This window comes from Pseudomonas sp. 8(2025), assembly GCF_052665325.1.
In genome coordinates, this window is the sequence record NZ_JBQOIE010000016.1 from 57823 (window position 1) to 72376 (window position 14554).

1 protein-coding gene (cut by a window edge) is annotated in these 14554 nt (G+C 70.2%); it reads right to left on the reverse strand.

What is annotated here, in order from left to right; genetic code table 11:
- A protein-coding gene (ofaC, locus tag ACUXVH_RS25965; RefSeq protein WP_123397596.1) for an orfamide A non-ribosomal peptide synthetase OfaC crosses the window boundary here: on the reverse strand, positions 1 to 14554 show its 3' portion. The gene runs 152 nt beyond the window's last position; only the last 14554 of its 14706 coding nucleotides appear in the window; its start codon lies beyond the right edge, outside the window; it ends in the stop codon at positions 1 to 3.

Sequence of the window (14554 nt, forward strand, 5' to 3'; positions counted from 1 at the left end):
CTATGACATGACCTCCCCCTGGGGCAGCGCCAGGCCGTCATGCCACCAGGCCGCCAGGTGGTAGACGTTGGGCGCCTTGAGCAGGCTGAAGTGGTTGCCCGGGCCGTACCACACCTGCAAGTGCGCAGCCTGCCGGCGCCAGCCCTGGACCATCCCCTGCTGCTCCCGGCGGTTGCCGGCGGCGTCCAGGCTCGGGTCATCCGCCAGCACCAGGCGCACCTTGCCCTGGTACGGGCGCAGAGGCTGGTAGCGGGTGCGCAGGGCGCTGGCGAAGGTTCGCGCCGGGCCGTGCATGGCCCGCGGGTCGGCGCGCGGGGACAACAGCCCGACCCGTACCATGCCGGCATGCAGCAGGTGCATCTGCATGCCGTCGTCCTCGGCGGCGAAGCGCTCGGGGTCGATGCCCATGTCCTGGCCTGCAGCCAGTTGCATGGATTCGATCAAGCGCCACAGCGCCGCGGTGGTGGTATAGGGCCGCCCTAGCGCGCCATTGCCTCCGGGAGCCTCACTGTCGATCAGGGTCAGCGACACCACTTCGCGACCGGCGGCCTGCAGGGCCCCGGCCATCTCGAATGCCACCCAGCCGCCGAAGGAATGGCCGATCAGGTGCAGCGGCCCGTCGGGGTACTCGGCGGTGATGGCCTCCAGGTAATGCCGGGCCGCCACTTCGACCTGGCCATGGGGCACCCCGCAGCCGTCCAGGCCCCGGGCCTGCAGGCCGAGGATCGGCCATTCGGCCCCCAGGGCCTCGCTCAGGCCGATAAAGCCGGTGATGCTGTCACCGGCCCCGGGCACGCAGAAGATCGGCGTGTGCCCGGGGCGCCCGCTCTGGATCCGCAGCAAGGGCTGGTGCGGCACAGCGCTCACCGCGCCCTTGGCCCTGGCAGCCGCCAGGGCCTGGCCCAGGGCGTGCCCCAGGGCCTGGATATGCGGCGCCTTCATCATGCTCAGGTGGTCCCCGGGTACGCTGATGCAGTGCAGTTCGCCCGCCGGCAGGATCTCGCCCCAGCCCAGGGTCGGGCTGCGCCGGGACAGCTCGGTGGGCCGTTCGGCGGCGCAGAACAGATGCACCGGCATGCCCAGGGGATGGACCCGGTAATGGGCCAGGGCATGGCCGTGGGCGACCTCGCGGTCCAGGTAATGGCCGAGCGCTTGCGGTGGCGCCGTGGCCAGTTGCTCGAACAGCAGCCCCTGGTCGCGGCAGCGTTGCAGCAGGTCGGCAAAGTCCAGTGGTTCCAGCAGCGCCTCCAGTTGTTCCAGGTGCGCCAGGGGCTGCACCCCGGCCGCGCCCTGGGCGCTCCAGTAGGCGCGGCACTGCAACAGCAGGTGGCGCTTGTGCGCGTGCTCGCCAGACCAGCGAGCCTTGCCCTGGTCGGTCAGGCGCGGCACGTAGCTGTCGATCAGGCCGAGGAACTCCACCTCCTGGTCCAGGCCCAGCAACTGCTGGGCGATCTCATAGGCCAGGACCCCACCGAAGGACCAGCCGGCCAGGCGATACGGCCCCTGTGGCTGGGCCTTGCGCATCACGTCAAGCAAGCGTGTGGCCAGGCATTCCAGGGTGCGCAACTGCGGCTCGCCGACCGCCACGCCGGGCAGGCCGTAGATCGGGAAATCGCCTTCCAGGTGCTGGCCCAGGGCCGGGAAATACACGTCCAGCCCGGTGAACTCATGGACCAGGAACAGCGCCGGGCCACTGCCGCCGGTGCGCACCGGGATCAGCTCGGTGGAGCGCGGCGCGGCCGTGCGCTCGCTCAACAGGCGCGCCATGGCCGCCACCGTGGCGTGCTGGAACAGCTCCGCCAGGGTCACGTCGAACGCCGCCTGTTGCAGGCGGTTGATCAACTGGATGGCCGAGAGCGAATGCCCGCCCTGTTCGAAGAAGTGGTCGTGGCGACCTACTTGCTCGAGCTTCAGCACCGCCGCCCAATGCCCGGCCAGGGCCTGCTCAAGCGCGCCCTGGGGCGCGGCATAGGCCTGGGCGAGCTGGGCCGCGCTGCCGGGCGCCGGCAGCGCACGGCGGTCCAGCTTGCCGTTGCGGGTCAGGGGCAAGGCCTGCAAGTGCACATAGGCCAGGGGCACCATGTAGTCCGGCAACTGCTGTTGCAGGTGGCTGCGCAGTTGCTCGGCATCCGGCGCCGGGGTGTGCTCGTGCAGGGTGTAGTAGGCCACCAGGCGCTTGTCCCCGGGGCTGTCTTCACGCACCACGACCACGCCGTCCCGCAGGCCGGGGAAGCGGGCCAACTGCGCCTGGATTTCCCCGGGTTCGATGCGCAGGCCGCGGATCTTCACCTGCTCGTCATTGCGCCCGATGCATTCCAGAAGACCATTTTCCAGCCAGCGGCCCAGGTCGCCGGTGCGGTACATCAGGGCCGGCGCAGCGGTGCCCTGGGTTTGCTGGTGAAACGGGTCGATGAGGAACTTCTGCGCCGACAGGTCCGGACGGTTGAGGTAGCCCAGGGCCACGCCATCACCCCCGATGTACAGCTCCCCCACCACCCCCACCGGCAGCGGCTGGCCCAGGGCATCGAGCACGTACACCCGGGTGTTGGACAGCGGCCGGCCAATGGGCACGCTGTCGGCATCCGCCGCCAGCTCACCGGGCTCATGGGTCACGGCAAAGGTGGTGGTCTCGGTGGGCCCGTAGCCGTTGACCAGGCGCAAGTGCGGCAGCTCGGCCTGGATCCGCCGGAAGGCCGTGGCATCCGCCCGTTCGCCGCCACAGAGCAGCATGCGCAGCCCCTTGAAGGCCTGGGGAATCAGTTGCACGTACTGGTTGAACAGGCTGGTGGTGAGGAACAGCAGGCTGACCCCGGTGCGTTCCAGCAGCGAGCCGAAGGCGTGCGGGTCCAGCAATGTCGCGTGGTCCACCACCACGACCCGGCCACCGTTGAGCAGCGGCCCCCAGACCTCCAGGGTGCTGGCGTCGAAGGCCGGGTTGGAGGCGAAGGCCACCCGGTCCTCGGGGTTGAAATCGGCATAGCCGTTGTTGATCACCAGCCGGGTGATGGCCCGGTGCGGCACCCGCACGCCCTTGGGCGCTCCAGTGGAACCGGAGGTGTACATGACGTAGGCCACCGCCTCGGACGACAACGCCAGGTTCGGGTTGTGCCCGGCCAGCCGGTCGAAGCGCAGGCGGTCCAGGTCGACCCGTTGCACCGCGGCTTCCAGCACCCGCTCGCTGTGGCTGAGCAGCACCGGCGCCCCGCTGTCGGCCAGCATGAACCCCAGGCGCTCGGCCGGGGCATTGACGTCCAGCGGTACATAGGCGGCGCCGCACTTGCTCACCGCCAGTTGGCTCACCAGCAGGTCCAGGGAGCGCGGCAGCAGCAGCGCCACGTGATCCCCGGGCTGCACCCCCAGTTGCAGCAGATGCTGGGCCAGCTGGTTGGCCCGGGTGTTGAGCTGGATATAGCTGAGCTGTTCGGCGCCCTGCACCGCCGCCACCTGCTGCGGCCGGGCCAGCACCTGCTCCTCGAAACACTGGTGCAGGGCCTGCTCGCGCGGGTAATCGCGCACCGTGTCGTTGAAGCCCTCCAGTACCTGTCGGCGCTCGGCCTGCGGCAGCACCGGCACCTGGCCGATGGCCTGTTCCGGTTGCTGCTCCAGGGCCAGCAGCAGCTGTTCCAGGGTGCCGTGCAGGTAGTCGCAGATGCGCCGGGCATCGATCCCGGCGGCCACGGCGGTGAGCATGAAGCCGTCCCCCAGGTCGTCGATGCTCAGGGTCAGCGGGTAGTTGCTGCGCTCCTGGGCATTGAGCAACTGCATGCCCTCCCAGGCACTGCCGGCCTGCCCCGCCTGGTTTGCCGCCGGGGCACTGTGGCGGTAGTTGAGCAGGCTGCTGAACAACGGTGTACCCGGCTCCACCCCACTGCAACGCTGGACCAGGGCCAGCGGCGCCTGTTCGTGGCCAAGCAGCTGTGCCAGCCGCTCATGGGTGGCCAGCAGGGCCTCGCGCACCGGCAACTCGCCCAGATCGACCCGCAGCGGCAAGGTGTTGATGAACACTCCCAGGGCCCTTTCGGCGCCCTCGCCGCCCTGCATCCGCCCCAGCAGCACGGTGCCGAACACCACCTGCTGCTGCCCCGCCAGGCTGCCCAGCACCCGGCCCCAGGCCAGGTGCATCAGGCTTGCGGCACTGACCCCCAGTTGCCGCGCCTGCAAGCGCAGGCGCCGGCTCAGCAGGCGGTCCAGGGGCTGGCGCGCTTCGCTGAGTTCGGCGCTGCCTCCCGGTACTTCCTGCAGGCCCAGCGGCAGGGTCGGCTGGTCGATATCACCGAGCATCTGGCGGAAGAACGCCTCATGCTCGGCCTCGCCGATGCCCAGGCGCGCCTGGGCCACGTAGTTGCGGTACGGCACCGCTTCCCCCAGGCGCTGCTGCTGGCCCAGGAGGAAGGCTTGCAGTTCGTGCTGCAGCACCTCCAGGGCCACGTGGTCCATCACCAGGTGATGGAACAGCAGCAGGGCCACCACTCGCTGGTTCACCGGGTCGGCGGCATACACCAGGCGCAGCAGCGGCGCCTGGGCGATGTCCAGGCGGTAGCGACGGCTGTCGAAGCGCGCCTGCAACTGGCCCAGCACCTCGCCGTCGCCAGGCTCCAGGGCGATCTCTTCGCAGCACAGCGGCGCCTGGCGCCAGACCACTTGCAGCGGCTGCTCCAGGCCTTCCCAGAGCACCGCGCTGCGCAGGATGTCATTGCGTTCGATCACCCCCTGCAAGGCCTGGGCGAAGGCCTGCAAGCGCTCGGTGCTGGCAAAGGCGAACTGCGCCTGCAACACGTAGGGGTCACCCGCTCCAGCCGCCAGATGGTGGAACAGGATGCCGGCCTGCAACGGCGCCAGCGGGTAGATGTCCTGCACATTGGCGGTACCGCCGGGCACCGTGGCCACCACCCGGTCGATGGCGGCCTGGTCCAGTGCCAGCAGCGGCAGCAGGTCCGGGGTGATGCGCGGGCAGTCGCGGTAGATCAGGTTGGCCGGTACCTGCACCTCGCGACCGCGGCCCACGGCAGCGGCCAGGGCCGCCAGGGTCGGCTGGCCGAACAGCACCCGCACATCCGCCGAGAGCCCGGCCCGGCGCATGCGGCCGATCAGGCTCACCGCCAGCAGCGAATGGCCGCCCAGTTCGAAGAAGTGGTCGTGGCGCCCCACCCGCTCGACCTTGAGCAGTTCGGCCCAGAGTTGCGCCAGGAGGATCTCGGTGTCGCCCACCGGGGCCTCGTACTCGCGCACCTGGGCCGCCTCCAGCCCCGGGGCCGGCAGGGCCTTGCGTTCCAGCTTGCCATTAGGGCTCAGGGGCAGCGCCGCCAGGTGCACGAACAGCGCCGGCACCATGAACTCCGGCAGGTGTTCCAGCAGCGCCCGGCGCAGTTGTTCCACCGCCAGGGCCGGCTGCCCGGCAACGGTGGTGTAGTAGGCCACCAGGCGCTGGTCGCCCGGCACATCTTCCCGGGCCAGCACCACCGCTTCCTTGACCCCTTCGAGCTGGGTCAGGCGCGCCTGGATTTCCCCCAGCTCGATGCGCAGGCCACGGATCTTCACCTGGTCGTCGTTGCGCCCCAGGTACTCGATAGTGCCGTCGGCCAGGTAGCGGGCCAGGTCGCCGGTGCGGTACAGGCGCGCGCCCGGTTCCTGGCTGAACGGGTCCTTGAGGAAGCGTTCGGCGCTCAGTTGTTCGCGGTTCAGGTAACCCCGGGCCACCTGCACCCCACCGATGTACAGCTCGCCCACCACGCCCCGGGGCACCGGCTGCATCTGCCCGTCCAGCAGGTAGATGCGGGTATTGGCGATGGGCTTGCCGATGGGGGTGTTGTCCGGGGTCTGTGCCAGCGGGCCGGCGCAATCCCAGGCGGTGACGTCCACCGCCGCTTCCGTGGGGCCGTAGAGGTTGTGCAGCGCCACCTGCGGCAACTGCTGCTTGAAGCGCCGCACCAGGCTGCCCGGCAGCGCCTCGCCGCTGCACATCACCTGGCGCAGGCCGGCGCATTCGCGGGTGTCGCCATAGGCCAGGAATACATCGAGCATCGAGGGCACGAAGTGCAAGGTGCTGATGCGTTCATCACGGATCACCTGGCGCAGGTAAGCCGGGTCCTTGTGCCCATCGGGGCGCGCCATCACCAGCCGTGCGCCGGTGAACAACGGCCAGAAGAACTCCCAGACCGAGACGTCGAAACTGAACGGGGTCTTCTGCAATACCGCGTCCTCGGCAGTGAGACGGTACTGCTCCTGCATCCACAGCAGGCGGTTGACCACGGCCCGGTGCTCGTTCATCGCGCCCTTGGGCCGGCCGGTGGAACCGGAGGTGTAGATCACATAGGCCAGGTGGCTCGGGGTCAGGCCGTTGAGCCGCGGGTTGACCCGGGGCTGGCGGTGCCATTGCGGCTGGTCGAGATCCACCAGGGGCAGCGCCAGGTTGCCCAGCAGCGGCCGGGTCGCGCTATCGGCCAGCAGCGCCTGGGGCGCGCTGTCGTCGAGCATGTAGGCAATGCGTTCGGCGGGGTAGCCCGGGTCGATGGGCACGTAGGCGCCGCCGGCCTTGAGGATGCCCAGCAGGCCCACCACCATGGGCAGCCCGCGCTCGACGCAGATCGCCACCCGGCTGTCGGGGCCGACGCCCAGGTGCAGCAGGTGCCCGGCCAGCTGGTTGGCCTGCTGGTTGAGCTCGCGGTAGCTCAACTGCTGCTCGCCGGCCTGCACGGCGATGGCCTCGGGGCTGCGCAGCACCTGGGTCTCGAACAGCCCGTGCAGGGTCTGTTCCAGGGGGTAGTCGCGGGCGGTGGCATTGAAGCCGTGCAGCAGCTGTTCGCGCTCGGCGGCATCCAGCAGCGGCACCTGTGCCAGCAGCATCTGTTCATCGGCCACCATGGCCTGCAGCACCCGCTGCAGGTAGCCGGCATACCGCAGCATGGTGGTTTCATCGAACAGCGCCGTGGCGTATTCCAGGCTGCCTTCGATGCGGTCCTGCACCTCCCCCAGGCTCAGGGACAGGTCGAACTTGGCGAAGTGGCTGGCCTCGTGGATGCCCTCCAGTTGCAGGTCCCCCAGCTCCAGCTGCGGGCCGTCGCCGTTCTGCCAGGTGAACAGGGTCTGGAACAGCGGGCTGTGGGACAGGCTGCGCAACGGCCGCAGGATCTCCACCACCTGCTCGAACGGCAGGTGCTGATGAGCCTGGGCCTCCAGGGTGCGGGCGCGGACCTGGGCCAGCAGCGCCTGGACCCGGGGCGCCGCCTCCAGGTCCAGGCGCAGGGCCAGGGTGTTGACGAACAACCCGATCAACCCTTCCACCTCGGCGCGCATGCGGTTGGCCACCGGGGTACCGATCACCACCTCGGACTGCCCCGAGAGCCGCCCCAGCAGCAGCGCCCAGGCGCCCATCAGGGTCATGTACAAGGTGGTGCCATGGCGCTGGCTCAGGGCGCGCAGGCCGGCGGTCAATTGCGCATCCAGGCGCACCTCGACGCTGCTGCCGGCGTAGTCCTGCTGGGCCGGCCGTGGCCGGTCGGTGGGCAGCATGAGCAACGGCGGCGCCCCCTCCAGGGCCTGGCGCCAGTACTGCGCCTGCTGCTCCAGCACCGCGCCACTGAGCCAGTGCCGCTGCCAGTGGGCAAAGTCGCTGTACTGCACCGCCAGCGGCGCCAGGGGGTCGGGCAGGCCACGACTGAAGGCCTGGTACAGCGCCACCAGTTCCCGGGTCAGCACGCCCATGGACCAGCCGTCGCTGACGATATGGTGCAGGGTCAGCAACAGCACATGGTGGTCGTCCGCCAGGCTGACCAGGCGCCCGCGGATCAGCGGCCCGCGTTGCAGGTCGAACGGCGCCGAGGCCTCGCCCTGCACCAGGGCCTGCAAGGCGTCGCTGGCCTGGGGGTGGCCCCGCAGGTTTTCCAGCAGCAGCTCCAGCCCGGATTCGGCCGGGGCGATCAGCACCTGGGCTTCGTCACCGTACTGGGCAAAGCGGCTGCGCAGGGTTTCATGGCGCGCGACGATGCGCTCCAGGGCCTGCTGCAGGGCCGCGCCGTCCAGTGGCCCGCGCAGGCGCAGGCCGATGGGAATGTTGTAGGCGGTGTTGGCCCCTTCCATCTGCGCCAGGAACCACAGGCGCTGCTGGGCGAAGGACAGCGCCAGCGGCTGGTTGCGCGGCGCCGGCAGCAGGTCCGGCAGGCTGCTGCGCTCGGCCCGGGCCAGGGCCGCGGCCACGGCGCACAGTTCGGCATTGGCGAACAGCTCGCCCAGGGCCAGCTCCACCCCCAGGCGCTGCCGCACCTGGGACAGCATGCGCATGGCCAGCAGCGAATGGCCGCCCAGTTCGAAGAAGTGATCGTGGCGCCCTACCCGCTCGACCTGCAGCAGCTCGCTCCAGATCTGCGCCAGGGCGATCTCGCTGTCGCCCTCGGGGGCCACATAGTCCCGGCTCAGCAGCGCCTCCAGCGGCGGTTGCGGCAACGCCCGGCGGTCGAGCTTGCCGTTGGCGGTCAGGGGCAAGGCAGTGAGGTGCACATAGGCCGCCGGCACCATGTACTCCGGCAGTTGCTCCAGCAGGCGCCTGCGCAGCTCGGCCGGGCTCGGCTCGGCGCCGGGGGTTGCACTGAAATAGGCCACCAGCCGGGTCTGCCCCGGCTGGTCTTCCCGGGCCAGCAGCACCGCCTCGCGGATGCCCGGAAGGCGGTTGAGGCAGGTCTCGATCTCCCCCAGCTCGATGCGCACGCCACGCACCTTCACCTGGTCGTCGTTGCGCCCCAGGTAGTCGATGCGCCCGTCCGCCCGCCAGCGCGCCAGGTCGCCGCTGCGGTACATGCGTGCGCCCGGCACGGTGCTGAAGGGGTCTTCAAGAAAGCGTTCGGCCGTCAGCTCCGGGCGGTTGAGATAACCCCGGGCCACCCCGGCGCCGCCCACATACAGCTCACCGGCGACGCCGATGGGCACCGGCCGCTGCTGCGGGTCCAGCAGGTAGATCCGTGCATTGGCGATGGGCCGGCCGATGTCCAGGGGCCCGCCGGCCAGCAGCCGCCCGGAGCTGGCCACCACCGTGGTTTCGGTGGGGCCGTAGTTGTTGACCACGGCAAAGCTCGGCTCCTGGCTGAACTGGCGCAGGCGGTCGCCACCGATCAGCAGGGTGCGCAAGGTCGGGTGGCCCAGGCCCTGGTTGAAGGCGTATTCGGCCACCGGGGTCGGCAAAAAGCTCAGGTCCAGGGGCTGGGCCTGCCACCAGTGCAGCAGTTGGTCGAGGTCCTGGTGGCCGATACCGGCCGGCGGCAGGTGCAGGGTGGCGCCGCCGCAGAGCGTCGGCCAGAGTTCCCAGGCCATGGCGTCGAAGCCGAAACCGGCGACGCTGGAGGCATGTCGCCCCGGCCCCAGGTCGAAGGCCTGGCAATGCCAGTCCAGCAGGTTTTCCAGGCTGGCATGCTCCACCATCACGCCCTTGGGCAGGCCGGTGGAACCGGAGGTGTAGATCACATAGGCCAGGTGCGCGCAGCTCATGCCCGGCACCTGCAGGTTGCCCTCGGGGCGGGCCTGCCACTCGGGCTGGTCGAGGTCCACCCGGGCCATGGCCGGTTGGCCCACCAGGGCCCGGGTGCTGCCCTGCACCAGCAGCGCCAGCGGCGCGCTGTCCTGCAGCAGGTAGGCGATGCGTTCCGCGGGGTGACCCGGGTCGATGGGCACATAGGCGCCACCGGCCTTGAGAATCCCCAGCAGGCCGATCACCATCCCCGGCCCGCGCTCGACGCAGATCGCCACCCGCTGATCCGGGCCCACCCCCAGCTCCCGCAAGTGCCAGGCCAGTTGGTTGGCCCGGGCATTCAACTGGCCATAGCTCAGGCGCTGCGCGCCCACCTGCAGGGCCGTGGCCTCGGGCTGCCGAGCGGCAAAGGCCTCGAAGCGCTGGGCCAGGGTCAGGCCCCGTGGGTAGTCCACGGCGCTGGCGTTGAAATCCTCCAGCAGTTGCCGGCGCTCGGTCTCATCCAGCCACTGCACCTGGGCCAGGCATTGCTGATCGTCGGCCACCATGGCCCGCAGCACCTGCACCAGGTAGGCGGCATAGCGCTGCACCGTGGCCTCATCGAACAGCGCGGTGGCGTAGTCCAGGGTTCCGCGGATCTGCCCCTGGCTTTCTCCCAGGCTCAGGGTCAGGTCGAACTTGGCCACCGCGCTGGCCCCGGCCACACCTTCGAGTTTCAGGTCCCCCAGTTGCAGGTCCTGGGCGAAGTTGTCCACCCAGGTCAGCACCACCTGGAACAGCGGGCTGTGGGACAGGCTGCGCTGGGGCCGGACGATTTCCACCACCTGCTCGAACGGCAGGTCCTGGTGCGCCTGGGCCTCCAGGCTGCGGGCACGGACCTGGGCCAGCAGCCCGCTCACGCTCTGCCCCGGGTCCAGGTCCAGGCGCAGGGCCAGGGTGTTGACGAAGAGCCCGATCAGCCCTTCCACCTCGGCGCGCATGCGGTTGGCCACCGGGCTGCCGATCAGCAGATCGTCCTGCCCCGAAAGGCGGCTCAGCAGCAGCCCCCAGCCGGCCAGCAGGGTCATGTAGAGGGTGCAGCCATGGCGCTGGCTCAGGGCCTTGAGCTGGTCGCTCAGGGCCCGGTCCAGCAGCAGCTCGATGCTGCCACCGCTGAAATCCTGCTGCTGCGGCCGCGGCCGGTCGGTGGGCAGCATCAGCAGGCTGGGCGCGCCGGCCAGGGCCTGGCGCCAGTAGTCGCTCTGCTGCTGCAGCACCTCGCCGCTGAGCCAGCGCCGTTGCCACAGGGCAAAGTCGCTGTACTGCACCGCCAGCGGCGCCAAGGGATCGGGCCGGCCCTGGCTGAAGGCCTCGTACAGGGCCACCAGCTCCCGGGTCAGCACGCCCATGGACCAACCATCGGCAACGATGTGGTGCAGGGTCAGGAGCAGCACATGGTGATCGTCCGCCAGGGCCAGCAGGCGCGCGCGGATCACCGGCCCCTGCTCCAGGTCGAAGGCCTGGGCGGCTTCGGCACGCACCCGTCCGGCCAGGGTCAGCGGCGCCTGGCGCAGGTCTTCCTCGTGCAGTTCCAGAGCGCTGTCCAGGGGCCCGATCAGCACCTGGGGCTGATCCTCTACGCGCACGAAACGGCTGCGCAAGGTGGCGTGGCGGTTGACGATGGCCTGCAGCGCCTGGCGCAGCGCCGAGCGATCGAGCTGCCCGCGCAGGCCCAGGCCGATGGGAATGTTGTAGGCGCTGGCGGCACCGTCCATCTGCGCCAGGAACCACAGGCGCTGCTGGGCGAAGGACAGCGGCAGGTCGTGATCCTGCACCGCCGGGAAGATCTCCGGCAGATGGCTGCGCCCGGCACGCTCCAGCACCGCGGCCACCGCGCTCAGCTCGGCATTGGCGAACAGCTCGCCCAGGGCCAGTTCCACCCCCAGGCGCTGGCGTACCTGGGACACCATGCGCATGGCCAGCAGCGAATGGCCGCCCAGCTCGAAAAAGTGATCCTGGCGCCCGACCCGCGGCAGGTGCAGCACCTCCTGCCAGATCGCGGCCAGGGTGGTTTCGGTGGCGCCTTGCGGGGCCTGGTATTCACGGCCAAACAGCGCCGCCTGATCCGGCGCCGGCAGGGCCTTGCGGTCGAGCTTGCCATTGGCGGTCAGGGGCAAGGCGTCGAGCCGTACATAAGCCACCGGCACCATGTAGTCAGGCAACTGCGCCAGCAGGTGGGCGCGCAACTGCGCCACGTCCAGGGCGACATCCTGCTGCTGGGTGAAATAGGCCACCAGCCGCGGGTTGCCCGGCTGATCCTCGCGGGCCAGCAGCACCGCCTCCTGGATACCGGGGAACTGGCAGAGGCGGGTCTCGATTTCCCCCAGCTCGATGCGCACGCCGCGGATCTTCACCTGATCGTCGTTGCGCCCCAGGTAGTCGATGCGCCCGTCCGCCAGCCAGCGCGCCAGGTCGCCGCTGCGGTACATGCGCGCCCCAGGCTGGTCGCTGAAGGGATCGTCGAGAAAGCGTTCGGCGGTCAATTGCGGGCGGTTGAGGTACCCCCGGGCCACCCCGGCGCCGCCCACATACAGCTCACCGGCGACGCCGATGGGCACCGGGCGCTGCTGGGAATCCAGCAGGTAAATGCGCGCGTTGGCCACCGGCCGGCCGATGTCCAGCTCGCCACCGGCGTGGATCGGCCCGGAACTGGCCACCACCGTGGCTTCGGTGGGGCCGTAGTTGTTGATCAGGGCAAAGCCCTGGTCGTGGCTGAACTGGCGCAGGCGGTCGCCGCCGATCAGCAGGGTGCGCAGGCTCGGGTGGCCCTGCTCCTGGCTGAAGGCGTACTCGGCCACCGGGGTCGGCAGGAAGCTCACGTCCAGGGGCTGGGCACGCCACCAGGCGAGCAAGGCATCCAGGTCCTCGCTGCCGTCCTGGGCCGGTGCCAGGTGCAGGGTCGCGCCCACACACAGCGCCGGCCAGACCTCCCAGGCCATGGCATCGAAACCGAAGCCGGCCAGGCACGAGGCCTGGCTGCCGGGACGCAGGTCGAAGGCCTGGCAGTGCCAGTCCACCAGGTTGCCCAGGGTCCGGTGCTCCACCATCACCCCCTTGGGCAGGCCGGTGGAGCCGGAGGTGTAGATCACATAGGCCAGGTTGGCCGCGCTCAGCCCCGGTACCTGGGCATTGTCCGCCGTCTGATCGAGCCACAACCGCTGGTTGAGTTCGATCACCGGCACCGCCAGGGCCGGCAGGCGCCCCAGCAGCTCGGCCTGGGTCAGCACCGCCCGCGGGCCGCAGTCCTGGAGCAGGTAGTTCAGACGCTCGGCCGGGTGGGCCGGGTCGATGGGCACATAGCAGGCCCCGGCCTTGAGAATCGCCAATAGGCCCACCACCGTTTCCAGGCTGCGCCGGGCAACGATGGCCACCCGGTCATCGGGCTGCACCCCCAGCCCGCGCAGTTGCCGGGCCAGGACATTGGCCTGTCGGTTGAGCTCGGCATAGCTCAGCGAGCGGCCCTGGTAGCAGGCCGCCAGGGCGTCTGGGGTGCGCTGCGCCTGGGCCTCGATGCGGCCATGGATAGCCTGCCCCGGGGGGTAGTCCACCGCGCTGCGGTTGAAGCCTTCCAGCACCTGCTCGCGCTCCGCCACCGGCAGGATCGGCAACTGCTCCAGGGCCAGTTGCGGCGTCTGCTCCAGGGCCTGGGCCAGGTTCTCCAGGGTGCACAGCAGGTAGCTGAGGATGCGCCGCGGGTCGACCTGGGTGCTGGCCAGCAGGGTCAGGCTGAAATCCTGCCCGAGGTCGTCGACGCTCAGGGTCAGGGGGTAGTTGGTGCGCTCCTCGGAGCTCAAGGTGCTGATCCCGGCCCAGGCGGCCTGGGCCGCGGCACTGGCCCCGGCAGCACTGTGCCGGTAGTTGAGCAAGGCGCTGAACAGCGGGGTCGGTGCGCTCACGCCGCTGCAACGCTGGGCCAGGGCCAGGGCCGCGTGTTCGTGGCGCAGCAAGGTGGTGAGCCGGGCGTGGGTGGCCTTGAGGGCCTCGCCCAGGCCCTGGCTGTCCACATCCAGGCGAAACGGCAAGGTGTTGATGAAGATCCCCAGGGCCCGCTCGGTGGCTTCGGCGCCTTGCAGGCGGCCCATCAGCACAGTGCCGAACACCACCTTGTGCTTGCCCGCCAGGGTGCCCAGCACCCGGCCCCAGGCCAGGTGGAACAGGCTGGCCGCGCTGACCCCGGCCAGCCGGGCCCGGGTCCGCAGGCGCTGGCTCAACTCGGTTGGCAGGGCCTGGGTGCATTCCTCGATGGCCCGGCCATCGCCCTGCACATCCTGCAGGCCGTAAGGCAGGGTCGGCTCGTCGATATCGCCGAGCATCTGGCGGAAGAACGCTTCGTGCTCCTGTTCGCTGATGCCCAGCCGCGCCTGGGCCACGTAGTTGCGAAACGGCATGGCCGGCCCCAGGCGCTCGGCCTGCCCGGTGAGGAAGGCCTGCATCTCGTGGCGCACCACATCCAGGGCGCTGTGGTCCAGGGCCATGTGGTGGAACAGCAGCATGGCGACGATGCGCTGCCCGGCTTCATCCCGGGCATGCACCAGGCGCAGCAGCGGCGCCTGGCTGACGTCCAGGCGATAGTGGCGGGCGTCGAAACGCGCATGCAACTGGGCCAGAACCTCACCGGCCGCAGGGTCGGTCTCGACCTCTTGCAGCTCCAGCCCGGCCTCGCGCCAGACCACCTGCATCGGCTGCTCCAGGCCATCCCAGAGCACCGCGGTGCGCAGGATGTCGTGCCGCGCAATGACCCCGCGCAGGGCCTCGGCAAAGGCTTCCAGGCGTTCCTCGCTGGCGAAGGCGAACTGCGCCTGCATCACATAGGGGTCGCCCTGCTGCGCACTGACGTGGTGGTAGAGAATGCCCTCCTGCAGGGGCGCCAGGGGGTAGATGTCCTGCACGTTGGCGACCCCGCCCGGGACGCTGGCGACAATGCGCTCGATGGCCTCCTGGTCGAGGTTGGCCAGGGGCAGCATCGCCGGGGTGATGCGGCTGATGCCCGGGGTGATGCCATTGGCCGGCACCTGCACCTGCCCGGCCTTGCTCGGCGAATACTGGCCGGCGCGGATCAGC